The 20,734-nt window shown below is 50.2% G+C and carries 15 protein-coding genes and 1 tRNA gene; 13 read left to right on the top strand and 3 right to left on the bottom strand.

The features are described 5' to 3' along the window. Window positions 1-2: 2 nt before the first annotated feature. Complete coding sequence (locus E4T81_RS14180) at window positions 3-845, top strand: DUF3822 family protein (RefSeq protein ID WP_135045734.1); 843 nt, start codon at window positions 3-5, stop codon at window positions 843-845. Next, window positions 842-1,393 (top strand): RsmD family RNA methyltransferase, encoded by a 552-nt coding sequence (locus tag E4T81_RS14185; RefSeq protein WP_135045737.1) that lies wholly within the window; start codon window positions 842-844, stop codon window positions 1,391-1,393. The genes E4T81_RS14180 and E4T81_RS14185 overlap by 4 nt, the downstream gene beginning before the upstream one ends. Window positions 1,394-1,444: 51 nt before the next feature. Here E4T81_RS14185 and E4T81_RS14190 read toward each other — a convergent pair whose 3' ends face one another. The 3 genes from E4T81_RS14190 to rbr all read right to left on the bottom strand — a co-directional run bounded on the left by E4T81_RS14190 (window position 1,445) and on the right by rbr (window position 4,112). After that, window positions 1,445-2,578 carry an N-acetyltransferase gene (locus tag E4T81_RS14190; RefSeq protein ID WP_135045739.1) on the bottom strand — a complete coding sequence of 378 codons (1,134 nt, stop codon included), beginning with the start codon at window positions 2,576-2,578 and terminating at the stop codon, window positions 1,445-1,447. A gap of 36 nt (window positions 2,579-2,614) precedes the next feature. Continuing rightward, window positions 2,615-3,385: a protein kinase gene (locus E4T81_RS14195; RefSeq protein ID WP_135045741.1), complete on the bottom strand. Its 771-nt coding sequence runs from the start codon at window positions 3,383-3,385 to the stop codon at window positions 2,615-2,617. A gap of 139 nt (window positions 3,386-3,524) precedes the next feature. Continuing rightward, on the bottom strand, window positions 3,525-4,112 hold the full coding sequence (rbr, locus tag E4T81_RS14200; protein WP_135045743.1) for a rubrerythrin: 588 nt from the start codon (window positions 4,110-4,112) through the stop codon (window positions 3,525-3,527). Between the two features lie 724 nt (window positions 4,113-4,836). On the opposite strand from rbr, the gene E4T81_RS14205 reads away from it, so the two are divergent. The 11 genes from E4T81_RS14205 to E4T81_RS14255 all read left to right on the top strand — a co-directional run. Continuing rightward, window positions 4,837-5,073 (top strand): hypothetical protein, encoded by a 237-nt coding sequence (locus E4T81_RS14205; protein WP_135045745.1) that lies wholly within the window; start codon window positions 4,837-4,839, stop codon window positions 5,071-5,073. Between the two features lie 33 nt (window positions 5,074-5,106). Further along, the gene (gene gadC / locus E4T81_RS14210; protein ID WP_135045746.1) at window positions 5,107-6,726 is read left to right on the top strand and encodes a putative glutamine/gamma-aminobutyrate antiporter GadC; all 1,620 of its coding nucleotides are present in this window, start codon (window positions 5,107-5,109) and stop codon (window positions 6,724-6,726) included. Between the two features lie 326 nt (window positions 6,727-7,052). Continuing rightward, window positions 7,053-7,601 (top strand): DUF3575 domain-containing protein, encoded by a 549-nt coding sequence (locus E4T81_RS14215; RefSeq protein ID WP_135045762.1) that lies wholly within the window; start codon window positions 7,053-7,055, stop codon window positions 7,599-7,601. 52 nt (window positions 7,602-7,653) lie between these two features. After that, window positions 7,654-9,135, top strand: a complete 1,482-nt coding sequence (locus tag E4T81_RS14220; RefSeq protein ID WP_135045748.1) for a DUF3868 domain-containing protein — start codon at window positions 7,654-7,656, stop codon at window positions 9,133-9,135. An 82-nt stretch (window positions 9,136-9,217) separates the two neighbouring features. After that, window positions 9,218-10,927 carry an Mfa1 family fimbria major subunit gene (locus E4T81_RS14225; protein WP_135045750.1) on the top strand — a complete coding sequence of 570 codons (1,710 nt, stop codon included), beginning with the start codon at window positions 9,218-9,220 and terminating at the stop codon, window positions 10,925-10,927. 40 nt (window positions 10,928-10,967) lie between these two features. Next, complete coding sequence (locus E4T81_RS14230) at window positions 10,968-12,014, top strand: FimB/Mfa2 family fimbrial subunit (RefSeq protein ID WP_245207092.1); 1,047 nt, start codon at window positions 10,968-10,970, stop codon at window positions 12,012-12,014. A 63-nt stretch (window positions 12,015-12,077) separates the two neighbouring features. Next, window positions 12,078-13,523 carry a fimbria major subunit gene (locus E4T81_RS14235; protein ID WP_135045752.1) on the top strand — a complete coding sequence of 482 codons (1,446 nt, stop codon included), beginning with the start codon at window positions 12,078-12,080 and terminating at the stop codon, window positions 13,521-13,523. A gap of 26 nt (window positions 13,524-13,549) precedes the next feature. Beyond that, on the top strand, window positions 13,550-16,627 hold the full coding sequence (locus tag E4T81_RS14240) for a fimbrial protein (protein ID WP_135045754.1): 3,078 nt from the start codon (window positions 13,550-13,552) through the stop codon (window positions 16,625-16,627). An 11-nt stretch (window positions 16,628-16,638) separates the two neighbouring features. Further along, window positions 16,639-19,506, top strand: a complete 2,868-nt coding sequence (locus E4T81_RS14245; RefSeq protein WP_135045756.1) for a fimbrial protein — start codon at window positions 16,639-16,641, stop codon at window positions 19,504-19,506. Window positions 19,507-19,811: 305 nt separating this feature from the next. After that, window positions 19,812-19,887 (top strand) — tRNA-Lys (locus E4T81_RS14250). A 580-nt stretch (window positions 19,888-20,467) separates the two neighbouring features. After that, a partial coding sequence (locus E4T81_RS14255; RefSeq protein WP_245207093.1) for an Arm DNA-binding domain-containing protein occupies window positions 20,468-20,734 on the top strand: 267 nt, incomplete at its 3' end.

Consider the following 20,734-nt stretch of genomic DNA (forward strand, 5'->3'; position numbering starts at 1 on the left):
TTATGGGAAATGCCTTGATTGACAAAGAACTTATCGGAGAACCGAGGCTCTACAACCTCGCCATGAGACTCGAAGCGGAGACCCTCCACGTGATGCTATACCGCCCCGGAGAGCCGGAGTCCATCGTCTACCGCGCGGTTCCGCTCGACGCTCCCGGACTCGCCCCTGAAAGAAGGCTTGAAGAGACAGTCTACAACAATCCGCTGCTACTGTCTGACTTCAACCACGTGACGATACTCGTCGACACGACACGCTATACCGTAATCCCCGACGAGGCCACCGACGTCGACGCTCTCTTTGCCGAAGTGCTTGCCGACCGCCTCATGCCCGGCGACGACCCCGACAACAGAAGCGAGACCCTATTTACCTCCCTCACTCCGGCGGGGGCCACCGTGGCGGCAAAACTGCCGTCGCAGCTGCTCGCTTTCCTGCGGCGCACATTCAACAATCCCGACATATATCCGCCGGTCGTCCCACTGTCGCGTTACTTCTATACAGCCGGCCGCATAGGACATTCGGGAAAGATATATATCAACCTGCGCCCGGGCTCACTTGACCTGATAGCGTTTGCCGACGACAGCACGCAACTCGCCAACACATTCTCATTCCGCGAGAGTGCCGATGCCGTCTATTATATAATGTCGGTGCGCAACATGCTCGTAGAGCGCGACGGCGAGGACCGTGAGCTTCTGATAGCAGGCGACGACAAGCTGCGCGATGAAGTCACCTCGGTGTTACGCGAATACACAGGCTACGTGATGCCGGCAATCTATCCGCCGGCGCTTGTCCATGCGCCCAAAGACGCGCTTAAAGCCCCATTTGACCTAATAACCACCTTACAATGAGAATAATAAGAGGAAAATACGGGCGACGTCGCTTCGACGTGCCCACCAACATCTCGGCACGTCCCACCACCGATTTCGCGCGCGAGAACATATTCAACGTGCTTGAAAACATGATTGATTTCGACGGCCTTGACGCGCTTGACCTCTTTGCCGGGACAGGCGCCATCACCTTTGAGTTTCTATCCCGCGGATGCCGTCAGGTGACAGCCGTCGAGAAGGCACAGACACAGTTCCGGTTCATAAAGCAGGTCGCCCAGCAGCTCAATGTGCAGAACCTTCGGCTGATAAAAGGCGACGTGTTCCGATTCATAGCCTCATGCAGCGACAAGTTTGACATCGTGTTTGCCGACCCCCCTTATGACCTGCCCGACTTTGGCAAGATTCCCGGGCTGATTCTTGAATCGCAGATGCTCAAGCCCGGCTCGATATTCATAATCGAACACTCCAGGGCACATGACTTCTCGGCGCTCCCCCACTTCTCGGAACACCGCGCCTACGGCTCGGTCAACTTCTCAATATTCGAGATTCCCGAAGAGCAACAAGCCTGATAATCCCCGCGCGTTTCACCCTCGCGGGGATAAGCGACTGCTCATCGCGGATTATTTTATATCGCGGCGGAATGCTGCGCGACGGCGGTGCTGGCGACGGTCAAAGAATTTCCACTGCTGCTGCACATTTTCATTGTCGGCAAGCTCGGGATTGCTCTCCGCCCAGCGATACTTGTTCTTTATATATACCGGCAGAAGGTCGGTAAACAGGAGTGCGTTGACACCCTTGCCCATATACTCAGGCTTCACGGCAACAAGCAGGAGGTCGACTATGTCATTGTGACCATACATCGCTTTAAGAAGATGCACCCAGCCAAACGGGAACAGCTTGCCCCCCGACTTCTGCAACGCACGTGACATCGACGGGATAGAGATGCCTATGCCCACGAGCTTGTCATCGCTGTCCACTATCACACACACATTCTCAAGCCTCAATATAGGCAGATAAATGTCTATATAATACTCTATCTGCCGCCTTGACAGAGGCGAGTAACCGTAAAGCTTGTCATAAGCCTCATTGATAAGCTCAAACAGCGCCACTCCGTAGTCAGCCTTTATTTTCTTGGCGCTTGTATACTTGATCGTGCGCAAGCCATATTTACGGCGCACTATGTCGCCCACGCGCTGTAGCTGCTGCGGGATCTCGTCGGGCACGGTCATGCGGTATTCGACCCATTCAGCATCGGTCACAAACCCCATGCGCTCCATATGTCGCGGATAATAAGGGTAATTATATATCGTAGCCATTGTGCCGAGCTCGTCAAAGCCGTAAGTCAGCATGCCCTCATGATCCATGTCGGTAAATCCCATAGGACCGACGACAGAAGTCATGCCCTCTTCCTTAGCCCACTTTTCAAGCGTGGCAAACAGAGTGTCGACCACCTCATCGTCATCAATAAAATCAAGGAAACTGAAACGCACATCCTTTGACCCGGTGCGCTCATTGACCACCGTATTGATTATGCCGGTGATGCGCCCTACCGGCTTGCCGTCGCGATAAGCGAGCCACGACTTTGCCTTGCAGTAATCAAAAGCCGGATTCTTAGACGGAGTAAGCGTCTCCACCTCATCAAGGATGAGCGGCGGCACAAAATAAGAATTGCCTTTATAATGGTCAATCCCGAATTTCACATATTTCTCGAGCTCCGCCTTTACCGGGGCTATCTCCCTTATTTCTATTGACATTTCTGTTATCCGATTCTATAAATTACAACATGTTGTTTATTTTCCTATCCCGTAGGTCGACGTGACCCAGACGGCAAGCCCTATCATCAGCGCCACAAAAAGCCCGAGCAGCAGGTAAAGCTGATGGCTTGACCGGCTTTCAAGCGCGAGATGCAGGTCCTGAAGGTCGCGGTAACGCTTCCGGGGGTCAGGGTCGGCACATCGGCGCGCCACTTTATGAAGGCGGGAGTCCTTGACGTCGAGATGTTCGAGCGCCTCTTCAAGCACCTTGCCGTAATTATATATGTCTTCCGACATGTCGGCAGGTTCCATGTGCCGGCGCTGGTCAAAGCCCACATCGATAAGTTTCAGATTGCCGATGTTTTCAGTAAAGATGATGGTCTCCGGTCTTATCGGGTGATGCACGATATGATTGGTCTGGATATAATCGATCGCATCCACCAGGTCATGGCGCAGCTTCTCGATAATCTCAGGGGTCACCTTATTTTCATTAATGAGCTTGCGCAGGGAATCGCCATAGACGTCGTCAGTGATTATACACCTGCCGAGTCCGGGCACATCCTCGAAGTCATTGATCATCACGATGTGAGGATGGGCGAGATTATATCTCACGTCAAACTCCTTTTCGAGCATCGCGCGCATCTCGGGATCGTCGGCATACTCCGGTTTAAGGGTCTTCAGCATCACCCACTTGCCATGCTTTTTTGCCGTGTAGACGAGATAATACTCCTCCTCCCACTCGGGCAGCAGAGTGATTTCAGTCCATTTTTCCATAGGCGCCTCGGCGGGTATGTCAGTCTTAGCCATCAAGTTTACTATTAAATCAGGCAGCAAAAATACAAAAACATTTCCTATATGGCAAGACAGTAGGCTGATAAGTAAAAAAAGTCAAGGAGGAGCGCGAAGCCCCTCCCTGCTGATTATCCATCATATACCATACTGTTGATTATATCTCGTCGTAGTCAAGCGCCATATAGTGCTGATAAGGATGGTCACATGCCGGACACTCCTTTGGAGGCTCTGTGCCTTCATGCACGTAGCCACACACAAGACACTGCCACTTGATAGGTTTGTCACGCTTCCAGACGGTATCATCCTTCACCTGCTTCAGGTAATGTTCAAAGCGCTCGCGGTGGCGTGCCTCAATCTCGGCTATCTCGCGGAAATGGTTGGCTATGTCGGTAAATCCCTCGGCATCGGCATCCTTTGCCGCGTTCTGATACTGTTCCACACCCTCGACAAGCTCCTCATGGGCGGCAGTGGCAAGATTGGAAGCGGTATCGCCTATCACGCCGGCATCGACATTAAGTTCGCAGGGCACCACACCCCCCTCAAGAAACTTGAAAAACACCTTTGCATGGCGCAGCTCATTGTCGGCGGTAGAGGCAAATACGCGTGCGATAGGAAAATAGTTTTCCTTTGTAGCCTGCTGGGCGTAAAATGTATAACGCGAATAAGCCGCTGACTCACTCATGTAGGCGGCGACAAGATTTCTTTCGGTCTTTGTACCCTTAATACTCTTTTTTGTAGCCATTGCTTTATAGTTTAATAAGTTAATAATTATTTCGCTTGTCCTTATTAAACACCAGCCCTCCGTTAATGTTTAGCCGGTCCATTATAATATCTGTTAAGAGTGGCGTGTGTATCAACCATACACACCTCCGCTGTCGAAACGCGGGCGAGCTTCCACTCGCCCCTACTTCATTGAGGGTGTATCATGCTGTAGATTAACAATGCGCCACCGCGGCGAAACGCGGGCGAGCTTCCACTCGCCCCTACTTCATTGAGGGCGTATCATGCTGTAGATTAACAATACGCCACCGCGGCGAAACGCGGGCGAGCTTCCACTCGCCCCTACTTCATTGAGGGTGTATCATGCTGTAGATTAAAAATACGCCTCCGCCGCGAGACGCGGGCGAGCTTTCACCCGCCCCTACTTCATTGAGGGTGTATCATGCTGTAGATTAACAATGCGCCTCCGCGGCGAAACGCGGGCGAGCTTCCACTCGCCCCTACTTCATTGAGGGTGTATCATGCTGTAGATTAAAAATACGCCTCCGCTGTCGAAACGCGGGCGAGCTTCCACTCGCCCCTACTTCATTGAGGGTGTATCATGCTGTAGATTAAAAATACGCCTCCGCCGCGAGACGCGTGCCGGGCGCGGGTCATGGGCAGGCGTCTGTTAAAATTAGCTAATGGCGCGGATAATTCATTACCGCTGTTGTTATCAATCATATAAAACTCAAAACACAATAATCATGAGCGACCGCATAAGCTACGAAGAGAAAAAAGAGCTTCCCGACTCTGTGTTCGGGCTGCCGGAACGAAGAGAATACCCGATGCCCGACGCTGCCCACGTGAGAGCAGCCGAAGCATATTTCAGATATTGCCCCGACGACCTGAAGCCGCGGCTCGCACGAGCCATCATGCAGCGAGCACAAGAATTTGGAGTCGACGTGGAAAGCCCCACCGTGTTATCCTACGCCTCCCGATAGTAACCCGTCAAACCTAATCATCCCTTTAAAGCAATGAGCAAGACCACAAAACCCACTCCCGCCTCCGACAGCGTGACCGCTTCCGGAAGAAAGAAAATCGTATCGACAGCCAAAGGCACACTGACCATGATGGCAATGGCAATATTGCTCGTGACGTCAATTTTCAGTCTGCGCGGATTGCCGTCGGAAGCCAAATATGGCGTCCAGTCGATATTCTTTTTCGTTTTCGCGGCGGTGGTGTTTCTTGTGCCGTTTTCGCTCGTCTGCGCCGAGCTTGCCTCAACCTACACCCGCAGTGGCGGTCTTTACCGCTGGGTTGCAGAGGCTTTCGGTCCTAAATGGGGGTGGACAGCGATGTATCTTGAATGGCAGACAATCATTTTCTGGTTTCCGACGGTATTGATGTTTGGAGCGGCGTCGCTCGCCTACATCGCCTGGCCCGAAAGCTTCGACGAGCAGCTTGCATCCAATAAATGGTACACGCTCGTCGTGGCTATGCTCCTCTACTGGGCGGCTACGTTCAACGCCTTCCGCGGGCAGAAATCCGCCAACAAGCTCAGCACCTACGGCGGACTCGTAGGCACCATCATCCCCGGTGCATTGCTTATCATACTCGGTATCCTGTATGTGGCATGCGGTAAACATATCTACCTCGCCGACCTCCCCTTCTTCCCCGATTTCTCCCATTTCAACACCCTCGTGCTCGCCGCGTCCATCTTCCTCTTCTTCGCCGGAATGGAGTCACAGGCTGTCCACATCAACGACATGAGCAATCCCGCGCGACAGTTTCCCAAGTCAGTGTTCATCGCTTGTATCATAATCGTGGCGCTCTACGCCCTCGGCACCCTCGTCATAGGACTTGTCATACCCACCGACAACATCAACTTGCTCCAGTCATTGCTGGTAGCCTACAAGGCGCTTTGGTCATCGTTCGGGCTCGGATGGCTTGGTAATGTGATAGCGCTGTTTGTGATGTTTGGCGTCGCCGGACAGATCAGCGCGCTCGTCACCGGACCCTCCACGGGACTCATGGCAGTCGCCCAGTCGGGCTATCTTCCCCGCTCGATGCAGAAAGTCAACGCCAACGGCGTCAACAAGCCTATACTCTTTATCGAAGGCGCGTTTGTAAGTCTGCTGAGCCTCGTGCTGATAGTGCTCCCCACCGTCGAGTCAGCCTACCAGATTATGTCACAGATGGCTACCATCATCTACCTTATAATGGTAGTGATGATTTATCTGGCGTTTCTGCGCCTGCGCCACACCGCGCCCAACCGCAAGCGAGGCTTCAGGGTCCCCGGAGGCAACGCCGGCAAGATAATAGTAAGCACGGTAGGCATAGCCGGGGCACTGCTCGCCATCGGCCTGAGCTTCATCCCGCCGTCGCAGATAGCCACCGGCTCGCCCGCCGTCTACGTGACGATCATAGCCGTAGGAGTCGCCGTATTTGTCGCCCTGCCGCTTATCGTCTACAAGCTCCGCAAGCCGTCGTGGCGCAACCCCGACGCCCATTTCTACCCCTTCGACTGGCAGATTGAGCGCCGCAAGCCCTGGGAAGTATCCAAGTGGGGCTACGGCTACGAGCCCTCCGATGATGAGGTCGAGGCAGCCGAGACCGACGCCATCAGCAATCACGCCCGCCATAGCCACATGTAGCCGCCGGCTGAACAGAGCCATATGATACTATTTTAACTAAATCAACCCTGTCGGCTGAGCCTGCAATAAATTTCACACTGACAATCAGCACAATAAATAACTATAGTTAACTTTTCTAAAAAATTTTTTGTATAATTATTTGGTAAAATAATATCATTCGCTTATCTTTGCGGCAGATAGTTGTTTTTAACCTTATATAGAAATCCCTTTAAAGGATTTTCTGACAGCCTTGCCATGTTAAGACAGGACTGTTATGCAATACATAGAAAAGCGATTTTTATTTAACCTGATTAACAGTGAAATATAGAGTTGTCTTATTACTATTCATGCTTGTTTCAGGCTTCAATGCTAAAAGCCAGAACATAGCAATCAAGAGCAACCTGCTCTACGACGCGATAGCTGTCGCCAATTTAGGCGTCGAACTGCCGCTCGCCCCGAAATGGACCATCGATGTGTCAGGCAATCTGAACGCATGGGCTATCAACAATCACCGCTGGAAACACTGGCTTGTGCAGCCCGAGGCGCGCTACTGGCTCTGCGACCGCTTCCAAGGTCACTTCTTCGGTCTACACGCAATCGCCGGAAACTACAATGTCGGCAATCTCCACAACAACATCAAGCTTCTCGGCACTGACTTCAGCGACCTCACCCACAACCGTTACCAGGGCTGGATGGCAGGCGCAGGCATAGCCTACGGCTACTCATGGATACTTGCAAAGCACTGGAACATAGAGGCTGAGCTGGGTATCGGATGGATCCACACAAGCTCCGACGTCTACCCCTGCGCCGAGTGTGGCACAAAAATCGCCGACGACAAGCCCCACGACTATGTAGGCCCGACAAAGGCTGCCGTGAGCCTCATATACCTTTTCTGATCTCAATCATTTCCTCACTCCATCGTCTTATCACTTTCACAAGCAAGTAATGATGAAAAAGATATTTTGCATTAGCGCTCTTTGCGGCGCCACTCTCTTCACCGCCACAGCCGTGACATCAGTCAATGTCACCATAGGCGACGCCCCTGTAAATAGGGGGGGTAATTCTCTGACAATAAACCCATTAGACATCGCCCACACCGATTCCAACCTTTTTGTGTTGCTCGACATCGATGCACGCGACCTCAAAATCAAGCCTAACCGCGAAATCACTCTCACCCCTTTCCTCGTCAGCGACAACTCTGCCGACACCGTCACTTTCAAGTCATTCACAATAGCCGGACGCAACCGCTATTACCATGGTCTGCGCAACGGCGAGCCCTCACCCATATTTCTACAGTCGGGCAACATCACGGGAATGCTCAACTACCGCGACGACACCCCCTACCGCGACTGGATGGCGACCTCGACGCTGCTCATCGACGCCCGCGAGAGCGGATGCTGCAACACCACCGAAGCCGACGAGACCGTGCCGGTAGCCGCCCTCGACTTCATCCCGAAGACCTTTGCACCGCAATATCTCTACATCTCCCCCAAGGCTGAGGCGGTAAAGACACGCGCCCTGAAGGCAAGCGCCTACATCGACTTCCCCGTCAACAAGACCGTAATCTACCCCGACTACAGGCGCAACCCCGACGAGCTCGCCAAGATACGCGCCACAATCGACTCCGTGCGCGGCGACAAGGACATAACGATCACTTCGCTCCACATAAAGGGATATGCCTCGCCCGAAGGCGCATATGCGTCAAACGCACGCCTCGCCGAGGGTCGCACCGAGGCGCTGAAGCAGTATGTCCAGAAGCTCTACAGCTTCGCTCCGGGGCTTATCACAACCGACTTCGAGCCTGAGGACTGGGAAGGACTGCGCGCCTACATCGCAGCCGACTCTACCCTCGCCCAGCGCGACGCCCTGCTCGCCATCATCGACTCCGACCTTGCCCCCGACGCCAAAGACTGGAAACTGCGCTCGACCTATCCCGCCGTAGGAAAGATGCTCCTTGCCGACGTCTACCCCGCCCTGCGTCACTCCGACTACGCCATCGACTACACCATACGCTCCTACACCTCTCCCGAAGAGATAATCGAGGTGATGCGCACAGCGCCCCAGAAGCTTTCACTTCAGGAGCTTTATGTGGCGGCGCTCTCTCAGGAGCCGGGCAGCGACCTCTACAACGAGGCGTTTGAGATCGCCGTAAGAATGTATCCCGACGACCCGGTAGCCAATCTTAACGCCGCCAACTCCGCCATGCAGCGCAACGACCTCCGCAGCGCCGAGCGCTACCTCGCCAAGGCGGGCGACTCCGACGAGGCCCGATATGCACGCGCCATCTTCACCGCCCTCTCGGGCGACCGTCAGGCTGCCGCCACGATGCTGAAAAGCGCGGGAGAGTCGACCCAGGCTGCCGACGCCTCTACCCAGCTCGACGCACTCATCAACAGCGACGGTCACCATTTCCACATAATAGGCAAGTGACGCCGCCCCATGCTATCGATTCTAAATGACAGTTGATAATATTTTCTTTATTCAAATAAACCAATTTAACTAAACCAAAACAATGAACGTACTAAAAAAATTCATCGTCCCCGCACTCGCCCTCGGCATGCTTGCCTCTTGCTCGGACGACAACAAGTTCGACGGTCCCGAAAACCCGGAAGGTGATGGAAACTCAGTCACTATGAGTATTTCTGTTCAATTGCCTGTTGCAACCGGTAGTCGTGCAACTAATGTAGGAAACCCCGCAACTGAAGCCGGTAGCGAAGCAGAATGTACAGTAAACAGAATGATTATCGTACTTGCCGATAAAGACAATGGATTTATCGACTACGCAGACGCTGTAATTGATGCCCAAGATAATAAAAATATTAAAAACATTATCTGCAATGCATCTTTCTCAATCTCTACGCTAACAAATTATCTGCAAAGTCTCAATAATGAAACTTCTGTAAGGGCTTTTGCTTTTTGCAATTACTCATCTGATTTCGCTGCTTATTTGAGCACTCTTACCAAAAACGGCAAAACTACCGACTGGATTAATCAATATGCAAGCATAAGTGGAGCAGTGAACGTAACAGGCAATTGGAATAATGCTATAAAGGCTGATATCCCGATGGCTAACTCTGAAATATTTACAGCAACTCTACCTTCTGCTGCAGATCTCCCCGAACATGACGTAGATAACCCAATAAAGCTCTCGACTTCAACCAACCCGATAAAAGTAGAGCGCTCTATAGCTCGTTTTGACTTCAAGGACGGATCTGAAAATGAGGACTTCACATATAATATCTATGATGAAGAAGACACTAAAATCAACGTTGTCTTAGACCGTATCGCTCTTGTAAACATGAGCACAAAGTATTACTACTTACGCCACACAGCACCCGACGGAACAAGTGATGTTGTCGCTGACCTCACAAAGACCACAATCCTTGACGGCACTCACCCGTGGGTTATAGATGTTGACGCTGAAACAAAAAAGGATTACACCGATGGAGTTTCAAGCGAGGACTTCCTATTCCCTGTCGTATCAAACAATCAGCCCGGTCGTAACTTGTGGTATTCTACTCCCGTATCATACTTTGCAAGTGCGGATGAAGATAATGCAGAGTGGACCGGAGAAGCCGGATACAAAGTTTGGCGCTATGTGACCGAAAACACTATTCCTGTTGCTTCAAAGCAAAAAAATGGTCAGTCAACAGGTATTGTATTCAAAGCAAAACTCGCATTTGAAGGAACCGGAGCCTTGGCAACAGCATTGAATACCGCCAAAGCCAACGGCGAAGCAATCTACTTCTACAAAAGCGAAAAGGTAGTGCCTCTTGGTGCAGCAGCCGATGTAAAAAAAGCCAACAAGATTTATGCCGACGCCTTCAATGCAGCGGTTAAAGATGATGATCCCACGTCAGCTGAAAGCAAAAAAGCTCTTACCCAGGCAGGTTTCATTATCTACGAACCGGCAGAAGGTGGCAGCTCATCACTTGGCGCCTATGACACCAAAGGCGAATACTATATGTATTACTATTATTGGAACCGCCACGATGACAACAACCAGGTCAACGTAATGGCACCTATGGAATTCGGCGTTGTAAGAAATCACATCTACAAGCTAAAAGTAGAGGAAATCACCGGTCTCGGACATCCTCGCAAGCCCGAAAACGATCCTGATCCGGAAGAACCCGATGATGATGATGAAGAAGGCAATGTCGCAATTGAAATTCACGTTCAAACCGTTGATTGGTCAGTTCGTGAAAACGGCATCAAACTATAACAGAGTCAATTTAAAATTAGCAACATTTTAACTTTCTTCAATGAAAGGAATAGCTAAACATATCACAGGCATCATGGGGGCGGCATTGACCGCCGCCTCCATGACGCTTATATCGACCTCATGCAATGCCATATATGAGGATTTACCTGAATGTGCGCCCTCGGCAGTAAATCTGCGGTTTGTATATGAATACAATATGGAGCGGGCTAATGCATTTCACAATCAGGTCGATTGCCTTACTTTATATGTCTTTGACGAGCAGGGCAATTTAGTGACACGCAGTGTGGAAACTTCATCAACAAGCCTTGCCGACGAGAGTTTCCGGATGACACTTGAACTTCCCGAAGGAAGCTATCATGCAGTAGCCTATGGCGGCATGGAATGTGAGAAAAGTTCATTCCGCCATCCTGCATCAACGGCTGAGACTAACAGTCTGTCGGATTTAAAAGTTGAGATGTACCCCGACTGCCTGTCTGATGACGCACGACGTCAATTACACAACCACTTTTATGGAGCTGTAGACTTCGACGTGACCGCCCACAAGACCACAGAGTCAAAGGTTGAGATGATGCGCAATACCAATACTATTCAGATTGCGTTACAACACCTCAACGGCACTCCTATCGACTGCAACGACTTTGACTTTGCCATCTATGATGACAATACGCTCTTTGACGCTGACAATAATCTCATTCCAGCCGGAGAGATTACTTATAAGCCATATCTTGCCGAAAATCGTTCGACAGGCACAGTTGGCAGAGCTGACGAAGATGTTCAGGACTGGCACACTGCAATAGCTGAGTTTACAACTTCACGCTTAGTGGGAGGCAAACAAGTATCACCTACACTACATATCACCCGCCACAGTGATGGAGAGACAGTAATCAAGTTGCCTCTAATCAATTATATGCTCCTGTTCAAGCAAAATCACGACGAGACCTCACTGATGAGCAATCAAGAGTACCTTGATAGGGAAAATCGTTGGAACTTCATCTTTTTCCTTGATGAACGCAAAGATAATGCCTGGATAAATACACGTATTGTAATTAACGACTGGGAAGTCCGCATCAACGGCGCCCACTTCTAAAACCACCTCTCTCCACCTTACAATCACCGCAACCAAACAATAACACAGAGCAATTTAATAATAATGAAATATCTTTACAGGCTCATATTAACAGCAATGCTCGTCACAGTCTCGCTGACTTCTTGTGACGACAAGACAGCTGTGTCTGATATCCCCATAAATGACGCAGAAGTCTATTTCAGCATTGACATGTCCATGCCTTCAATCAACTCCGGCTCGCGAAGTTCGACTCCCGACGAAGGATTCTCGACCGACGGCTTCCAACAGGCGACTGAGGCTGAATGTGCCATAAAGAATATGCTTTTGGTGTTTACTGATGTAAACGACAATACTCTGCTTTTCTCTCTTTTAGGAGAAAGCTCCATTAAACGCGACGACAGCAACAAATCCTTATATAAAGCTGTAACATCCCTAAAGCTCTCTACCGTAGCAAATACTCTTGCAGGAAAAGAGTTAAACCTATATGTACTTGCCAATCCTCTTCCCGGGCCTTACAATATGCTTAATTCCGGTAACTTTATCCTTGATAAAGCTATCTACAACATAAGCGTTCTTGATGACATACAGCTGACAACTCTTGGTTCTCTGCCAATGTCAAACTATGAACGATACAAGATCTCCGGATTAACTACCTCGGCACTTTACAAACATATATCTGACAGCGACCCATTAATCTTAAATGACTACGCGGAAGGAAGCAGCAACAAGCAACCGCTGCTGCTTGAACGTTGCGTTGCAAGACTTGACTATAAGGATGGCAGTAAAAACAGTGACAATTCCTATCAAATAGGAGAAAGCGGATATACTGTCAAACTGGAGTCCCTACAACTCATTAATATCAGTCGTGCAATGTATTGCATGCGCCACACCTCATCAGATGGGTCTGATTCGGAAACCATACTGTTTGGAACAGAAAAAGAAAAATCAGGATATATAATGGACACTGATGCCGCCTTAAAACGAGGCAATTCTGTTCAACCGGGACATTTTATAAATGAGGGTGGCAAATATTACGCAGACAAGGCTACTCCAATTGATGCTCTCACTATTGACCTTGACGGCAAAGGTTATAAATTCTGGAATTACATAACTGAAAACACCCTCCCGTCAATCGAATCTCAGAAACAAGGTCTCTCAACAGGAATAATACTCCATACAAGAATCATAAATGCACCGGAAAATGTTGACTTGTCCGGCCCAGACCCCATTACTATAAACTACCGTGGTGAAGAAATCACAGTTGATTATTCTGCAGCAACAAGCGACAACCCTGCCGGATATTACATTGACTACTTCTATTTCATAAAGCATAATGACAATAATATAGACGGACTGATGGGTGTTATGGAATATGGTATCGTCCGCAATAACATATATCGTCTGTCTCTCCTTTCTATTGACGGTCTTCCTCGCCCCTATAACCCCGACGGACCTGATGAAGACGACCGCATCGAACTGATGGTGAGGGTGCGCAAGTGGGGTTACCACAAGATTGAATTTGACATGTAATAAACTTTACAATTATACTTTCCGCGATGAAAAAGCTGAAACCTGCATATCTACTTAACCTCGTCGCCGCCCTGGCGGTGATGATCGCCGCGCCGTCGTGTAGCGACGACACCGACCTTCCTGCGGCATCGGCCGACGGCGATACAGTCATCACCCTGCATGTGCCCAATCCCTCGGCGGCTGAATCGTCACGTTCACGCGCAGCCGGCGATGACCCCGACCCCTCCCATGACATCACCACCGAGGAAGGCGCGATAAAGTCGCTCTGGCTCCTTGCCTACGACACCAAGGGCAGCAATCATGTAGTGAAGCAGCTTCAGTCAAGCGGAGAGGTAAGCTCGGACTACACCACCTACTCCATTCAGTTCACCCCCGGCAGCTACCGATTCTATGTCGTGGCTAACCTTGACAGCTATATCAACAAGCCCGTGAGCGCGGCTACCGCCGAAGATGAGCTTAAAGCCATGATTCTCCGGTTTTCGCCCGAGAAACTGCCCAATCTTACCGACGGACTCCCGATGGCGTGTCTGCCCGACGAGATTGACGAAGCCGACGCCGACGGCATCGTAACCATCGCCCCAGGCGAGAAGAAGCAGGTCCACGCCGACATGACATTTCTCTGTGCCAAGGTGCGCTACACGATACTTTTCAACAACGACAAGGACGGATTTTCCTACGACACCTTCGGCGAGTACTCGATAAGCTTTACCGGAGCGTCGGCAACGGGCGTCATCGCCTCCACCACGCTCCTTCCCGCCGAGTCGTCGCCGGTCGAAGGCTCGTTTGCCCTCGATAAAGTGCCGCTCGAAAGCGTCGAATATGTAACCGAGACCGTTACCGGCGCATGGCAAGGCACTGTATATCTGCCCGAAAACCTGCCAACCGAAAAGAAGAGTCTTACAACCCTGCTGCTCAACGCCACGCTTGACGGCTCCGAAGCCGCCCTGCGCTATACCATAACCCTCCCCTCGCCCGAAAAGGTGACTTCAACCGAGAAGCCCGAGAGTCTGCAGCGCGGTCACTTCTACGACCTCACGGGACGCGTGACCTCGCTCGGCGACCGCCTCGACCTAACAGCCGAGGTTAAAGACTGGACGCTCCTTCAGCTCGTCTACGACATCCACGGCCCCTACTTCCTGCATGTCGAAAAGACCGAAGTACAGGTGCAGTCGGGAGTCGAGACACTGATAAAGTATGACACCGATGCCGGAGAGCTTCAATTTGAGTCAGAGAAGCCTGACGGCAAAGACCTCTTTGTATTTTCGACCGTAACCGGCGAGGACGGGGAGAAATATATCTCCGTCTCCGTCAACCCCGAGATTCCTGCAAGCTATCGTGAAGTTGAAAGCTACTTCTACATCAAGGCAGCCAACCTCCGCAAGCGCATCGAGGTAAACGCAAGCCTTAACCCGTTTCTCAACGTGACCCCGACCGAAATCGAGATCAATGTAAGGGAATATATATCTTCAGGCGAATACTCGGCTGAAATCCCTATCAGCTTTACGACCAATCTTGACAAAGTGGAAATCTCCGGCTTCGGGGCCTGGGACAGCTCTATCGCCCTCGACGGAAAGATGACTACGACCGAAAAGACCGGCACAAACAATCTTCTGCTCACAGGAATGAACGGCGGCGACTTCTGGAAGTCAGAGCATACGCTCACCCTTACCTACACCGCAACCACCGGCGGCACCAAAATCGAGGAGACAGTGACCATCACCGTCAAGCCAAACGTGCTTAACTACCTCATCCATTTCCGCGCACCAACCGACTGGACTCACCCCCACATCTATGTATACCAGTGCCTCCAGCTTCCCGCCAACCGCAACGACAGCTACAAAAGCAAGACCGTAGGCTATAAAACGTGGAATGATAAAGATAAAAAAGATGACTATGTTGCTGCACTTGAATATTGCTTTACCGGCAAAATAGCGTTCAACGGCTGGAGTTCTGACCCTAATAGCGACAATTATTATAACCAATTAGGGTCTTTTGAAAATGGATTTTTCATATTTGATAAAGAACAAGAGCTTTGGAATTGCACAAAAGACAATTCCGGTATACATTATAATTCTGAGTACGACTTTTGCAAAACCTATCGTGACAGCATATCCAACGGGACAAAATATACTTCCTCATGGGTAACCTGCGCAAATTGTGGCAAAAATTATATAAACACAGAAACTGATGGCATCTACACCGGTGGATACAATCAGTTGTGGCCCGGTATACAGATGAGAAATGACGGTAACGGATGGTGGACATTTGAATTAAGCGGTGCTGCCACTCCCGGAAAAGCACTCATTATGTTTACCGACCACCACAATACTTCCACAAATCGTTATCCCGGGCACTTGGAAGTCGGCATACCTTTGTTTGACTATCCAAATCGCGAAGGATGGTTTGACTACGCAAACGGAGCCACACAGTTCACAAGCACAAAACCGAAAATGACTAAATATCGTATTTACTGGCCCAACTTCAACAATAAAAAAGCAGCGTACATACATATTTGGTTTGCAAATAAAGATATTACTACTTGGGGCACTACCGGCATATTAGACTCAAACTCAGATTATTACCACTATGATTTTGAACTACCGGAAAGTTATCCTGCTTCTACTGAAATCAATTATCAAGTTAGACAGGCAGGTGATAACGCCAACAAAAAAGTCACATTAGACAAATTTCAAAAGATCGATGGTGAAGACATCTATGCGATAACGTTAGATTACAACGACAACCTAAATAATTCCGGTAAACCAAAGGAGTATGGTCCAGAACCTGCACTTGCCAACGATACTTACAGAATATATTGGGAAAAGAGCAAGGGATGGAGCTATATATGGACTTGGAATTGCTATAACGTAAATCTCCAAGTGTCTGATTATGATGGATTCCAAGGATATACAAGCAACGGTATATATAAAGGGACTAACGGCGTACTATACAACTACTTTGATTTTACTGCCACCGATAATAACAATTTCTCATTCAAAGCCAATTTTAAAAGGGAAAAAGGCGATGAGGATTGGAATAATGGATCGGGTGAAAAATTAATTCAAAATAGCTATTTTAACAATCGCAGATATTATTTATTATAATCCGACAATCAATGGTAAAGCGACTCATAACATATACGATAGCATGTCTTGCATTGGCGGCATGCAGCGACGACGAGAAATATGTGGTTGAACCCGCAGGTGACGATTCAACCATCACCTTCTCTATCTCCATCCCGGATCCGGAAAAGGTGGTGAGCCGTGCCGGCGAAGACACCGCCTTCGAGCGTAAGCTCAACGACCTGTCGGTGATGATATATGACGCCGAGGGCACGCTGCTGCAAAAGGAGATAGGCGTGAAGGACTTCACCACCCCCGCCGGCGACAACAACAAGACCCGCGTCACCGTCATGCTCAACGATAAAGCGAAGGGCTATCAAGGCAGCGCGACGACTTATATCGTGGCAAATGCCAAGCATCTGCTCACCGACGCCAACACCGCCACAACCGACCTGCTAAAGGGCGTGACCACGACCGCCACGCTTCCCGCCGCAGAGGGTTTTCTGATGTCGGGCAAGGTGGAGAGCAAGCTTAACTCCGCCTCTCTGCTCACAACGCCCGTGACCCTGATACGCACCGAGGCTAAAATCACTGTCGTGAACAAAGCCACCACCACCTTCACCCATTCAACCACAGCGCTCTACAACAGCGCCGACGAGGGGCATGCAGTAGCCGGAGCCGACGGCGGTCTCTACTGCGAGGCGACTGAGACAGCGGGTGATTTCGTGACCAAACCCATATACACCTATCCCTGCAAAAACGCTGAAGGCAATACATTTATCATCGTTAAAGGCACCTACAACGGGATTGAATACTATTACCGCATCAACTTCAGGAAGGTGACGGAGGAAGCGACTGAAAATGAATATCTCGACCTGCAGCCCAACCACTGGTATGAGGTGCAGATTAATTCTGTGACCGGGGCGGGCTACGAAAGTGCCGAAGAAGCGGCGAGCCATCCGGCAAGCAACGACATCGATGTGGAGATTTATGACCATGTGCCGGAGGTGTTTGACATGGCGTTTGACGGCACCCATGAGCTTGGCGTCACCGACATCATCGCCTATACCGGAACTGACAGCGGCACCGCCGAACTATATGTAAAATACTACTCGAAGAATGACGCCGACATGGCTACAGCACCGAAGCCGGAATGTGACGCCCGATGGCTCAAAATAGCTCCCACCCCTGAACTTGTAGAGGGTCACGACGACTCGGCGACCCCGGGAAAAGTGGTGAAATACAAGCTTACATTTCAGACTACCGACGAGCTCGGCTCTCTCGAGACTCTGATCACCACCACCTGGCAGGGGCTGAAACGCGAGACCCTGGTGACATGGGACCGCGTGTTTGACGGCAACGCCATCTCCACAGCCAAACTTACAATCCATCCTACCGACGGCTCGGGCGACAAGGTGATTAATGACTACTGGACATTTCTCGCAGGCAACGGCACCGGAAGCGCTGCTACGGGTGAAGCCCCTAAACTGTTTGGCATACAGCACGAAAAGATGGGCGGAAAAGTGCGCAACGAGGGCTTCCACTTCCCGGTGATGTATGGCAAAAGAGGGGAGACGAAGGAAGAGCGCTGGAGCTACAGCTATGATGTGGTCACCAAAATAAATACGAGCGACTATGACTGCAAGCTTGAGATTACCGGCGATGACGCGATAAAGAATTATGTCAGTGCTAACGCGGGAACAACTCCTGGCGGATATTTTTCTTTCACCCTGACCCGCGCAGGAAACGCATCGACCGGCAACGACGGGTCGATCGCCACAAATGACTACACCTACGCCACGGGTAAACTTACTCTGACGCTGACTCCAAGAAACCGCACGGAGGCTGAGACACGCGTAGCTCAACGATATGTATTTGACCTGTACCACACCGGATTTTTCCACTACGACAGCGGCAGTCCCTACGCCTACAAAACAGAAGCCAACGACGCGGGTTACTACTATTACGAGGTGCTTCCGGTAGACGGCGCGACACTCCGCACCCGCTATCTGCTTGACCGCAACATCGGCGCGAAGGCGGCGGGAATGTATATCCAGACCGTGAGCGGCGGCAGCCACGTGACTGACAATGTATGGCCCTTTGACGAGGAATCGGCGGGCGGCTACTACCGCGTCGCAGATAAAGGAACCAACTATTCAGACCCGACTATGGTCGACGGCATCACCCCTCCGGGCTACCGTGTGCCGATGCAGCGCATGTGGGATGCCATCCGCAACTCGGCAAACTATGTGGCACATCAGTCATCAGTAGGCTCGACATCCTATTTCACCTCCTACTACAAGACCAAAGTGACCGACAACGGCATGTCGCGCGATGAACTTATCTATTTCCCCAAGGCCCGCTTCATCGACGACGGCAACAACAGCGGTGACGCCAATTCGGGCTACTACTGGAGCAGCACAGCCTCCGCAGGAACAGAAAAAGAAGAAATCGGGCGCTGGCTGAAATGTCTGCAACTCAGCGGTGGCGTGACATCTTACATCAACGGTAATGTCGAGAAGTATTACATGTCGGTGCGCTGCATCAATGACATCCCCGATGACCAGGCTTACAACGTCACCTCATTCAATGTCAAAGGTGCGACCCACGTATTTCTATACAAAGGCGACGTCACCGACAAGGAGTATACCACCTCTTGGCCGGGACACGCCATAGGCAACTCCTCGACAGCCGACCAATTCTTCAACTTCGTGTATGAAAGCACGGTCTACAAGGCAGAGGATCTCAAAGTAATCTTCAACTACGTGGACGAGACCGGCAAAATCACGACCGTCAGCAAGAATGGCATCGACGGGCTGATTGGAGCCGAAGGATGGGAGGCAAAAGACCTCGTCGGAAAGGATGTGGAAGTCGACTGGAAAGCAAAACCGATAACGATAACTTATAAATATAACGATTAGGTACATAGCGATTTTTAATGGTAGATTGATTTAAAAAGATAGTTAGTTGACTTAGATTAGGTACTTATAAATATCACTTTTCAAGTATCTGTCTCGTGTTGGTCACGCGGCAGATGCGACTGCGACCGCCGGGCCCAATCCCGCGGTCGCTGCTTTTTTCACCTCCCTCACCCCACTTTGCCCCTCCACCCAGCCCCACCCCGCAACAAATGCAACAAATTAACCCCGCAATCACAAAAAAAATGCAAAAAATTTTGCAGATTCAAAAAATGTCCTTACCTTTGCAACGCAAAAGCAAAATAACTGACTCCGTAGCTCAGTTGGTAGAGCAAATGACTCTTAATCATTGGGTCGAGAGTTCGAGCCTCTCCGGGGTCACCAAGCAAAGCGGTAAAACGCTGCAAATCGCTGAAACTAAGACAGTTTCAGCGATTTTTGTAATACCCCTATCCGGCAGAATAGTGAACATTGTGAGGTATGGCGGTGTACAATTCGTGAACAGCTAAAATCGTGAACAGTTTGTTCACGATGACAACACTGATGAGCATAACATCCTAATCTTCTGCGTTTTTCGGCGATTTGCTGTTTCAAAAGTGGGGCTTTTATACTTTCCACAGGGTTCAGATCCCCACTTTTCGGGAATTAGGAGTTGATTTCGGGCAAAATTTAACATCAATTGAAGTTTTTAACTACACGACAGTTAATTTAGCCTTGTTTTTAACTCTGTTATCTCTGTTCAGCCGAGTTTGGAATTGTGTTCAGTCGTGAACAAGGTGGCAGAACGGAGAAATATGACGAATTTGCAGAACAATAATTCGTGAACAAACTCCGGAAGTTTCTTCCTGTTCACGGAAGTGTTCACTGGATTTGCGATACGGCGTTGATTCCCTTGCTCTTGCCTGTTGTGAAATTGGGCGAAAATGATTATATTTATGTAACCATTAAACCACAATTTCAAACTATGTTACATGATTCTTATTTCACCTTGTCTTTCATAGCAAGGAAAGCCCGCGCCCTCCGCAACGGCGAGTATCCAATCTTCGTCCGCATCACCGTGAGCGGTCAGATTTCGGAAATGAACCTCGGACGCAGTGTCGCCCCTGAGAACTGGGATCAGAAGCGCGCCATGTCCAAAGGCCGCTCTCGCCGAGACCTCGAACTTAACAAGTATATCGAGGTTGTGAAAGCCCGCTTCCTCAAAATACACAATATGCTTGTGCGCGAGGGG

Source organism: Barnesiella sp. WM24 (assembly GCF_004570975.1).
Classification (GTDB): Bacteria; Bacteroidota; Bacteroidia; order Bacteroidales; family Muribaculaceae; genus Muribaculum.